The sequence below is a fragment of the Hallerella porci genome (assembly GCF_003148885.1).
GTDB classification, from domain to species: Bacteria; Fibrobacterota; Fibrobacteria; order Fibrobacterales; family Fibrobacteraceae; genus Hallerella; species Hallerella porci.
The window spans coordinates 1-1,508 of sequence record NZ_QGHD01000068.1; the positions used below are offsets into that span (position 1 = coordinate 1).

The 1,508-nt window shown below is 37.4% G+C and carries 2 protein-coding genes and 1 pseudogene; all 3 read right to left on the reverse strand.

The window, feature by feature from the left end; translation table 11 throughout:
* A pseudogene (locus B0H50_RS13005) lies at positions 1–707 on the reverse strand (RNA-directed DNA polymerase); the annotation flags it as partial.
* An 88-nt stretch (positions 708–795) separates the two neighbouring features.
* On the reverse strand, positions 796–1,053 hold the full coding sequence (locus tag B0H50_RS13225; protein ID WP_146129269.1) for a hypothetical protein: 258 nt from the start codon (positions 1,051–1,053) through the stop codon (positions 796–798).
* A gap of 125 nt (positions 1,054–1,178) precedes the next feature.
* Positions 1,179–1,508: four helix bundle protein (locus B0H50_RS13010; RefSeq protein ID WP_109587929.1), on the reverse strand; the 330-nt coding region annotated here is incomplete at its 5' end.

A 1,508-nucleotide genomic window follows, 5' to 3' on the forward strand; every position in this document is an offset into this window, starting at 1 on the left:
CTAAATAATTGCGATGATAAATTCCCAATCGGAAGTCCACAATTTTCTTTAGCAAAAAACAAACTTTTATTTTGCGCTAAACCTTTCCAGCTATTTTTTCCGCCTTTGCAAATGCAATTTTCAAGCGGATTTAAAAGGACAATATTTTCGAGCAAATAATCAATCAATTCAAAATCTAAAATTTCATTCCAAATTTTTCCTTCGTCATTCGATTGGTGAAACCGCATTTTCTGTAAAGTTTTTCGGGAAATTTCAAGCAAACGAATTCGGTTAATGCTCATAAAATATCCCGAAATATCAAGCTTTAAAACAAAGCAAGGCTTCGTGTAATTTTCAGAGACACTTCGAATGTGATGTTCCAAACGTTTGATGCCGTAATGCGTTCCACGATTTTTGATGCAGCTGTAGGAATCTTCGATAAAGGTTCGTTCGAAAAGTTCATGCGTGTAATTGTAAAACAAATGATGCACGATTCGATCTCTAAATTCGGCAGCAAAAACTTCGCGCATTTTCGGGTCGTGAATTACAAAACAGCTCGAAGGCTTTGGCTTATAAGTTCTTGAAAATAATTCGTCTCGAAGTTCCACTAAATTTTCTTCTAAATTCAATTCAAATTCAAGCTGATAATTTTTTGCGCGTTTATGTTTCCGCGCATCTTTATACGCTTTGAACAAATCGAGTAGAAGCGTAGACTTTGAACAATGCATAATTAAAAATGGATAATTAACAATTAAAGAGTCATTATGAATGCTCCCCACATGTCATCCTGAACGAATGTGAAGGATCTAGCATTTTTTATAAGCTTATGCAAGGAGTAGTAAATTCTAAGACGGGGCGAACAGATTGTCCGTTGTTGCGGTTGTTGTTGTTCACGTTCTGGTTACCCGAATTGAAGTTCAAGTTGTAAGCGCCCTTGCTGTTGTTCTCGTTCGGAGTAGAACTCCAGTAGTTTCCGTTACTCCCTGAGTTATTCAAGTCAGAATCGTTACGGTTCCCTGCTAAATTGCAATCGTTTTTGCTGAAATGTGACAAAGGGATTTTACGATTTGTCATAGACAATTTTTATTGGCTGAAATTTTCAGTCAGATTGCATTTACTGAATTTACTTTGCACTCTGCCTTAAGCCGTAGCCGAAAGCACTCTCGCACTCCTTGCATAAGCGTGAAAATTCATATCGATTATTTCTGTTTCACGTATTTTTCCCAGGCGGCGATTTGCTTGGAAATCGATTGCGCAAGGTCAATCATTTCGACGTATTTGCCTTCGGAAATGGCGCGCAAATCGGTGAGCAAACGAATGTACACTTTGACTTCGACGATTTCTTCTGCCATTTTTTGCAAAAATTCCATTTTATTTTGCGTCTTGTTTGCTTTATAAACGAAGAGCAAAATTTCCATCACTTTCTTTTGCAAATTTTCGCCCAGCGAATAACGAAAATTTTTGGGCATATTCGGAACAGACTGTGCGCACAAAAGCATAAGCGAGTAAGTCGTTTTAAAAATCGGAAG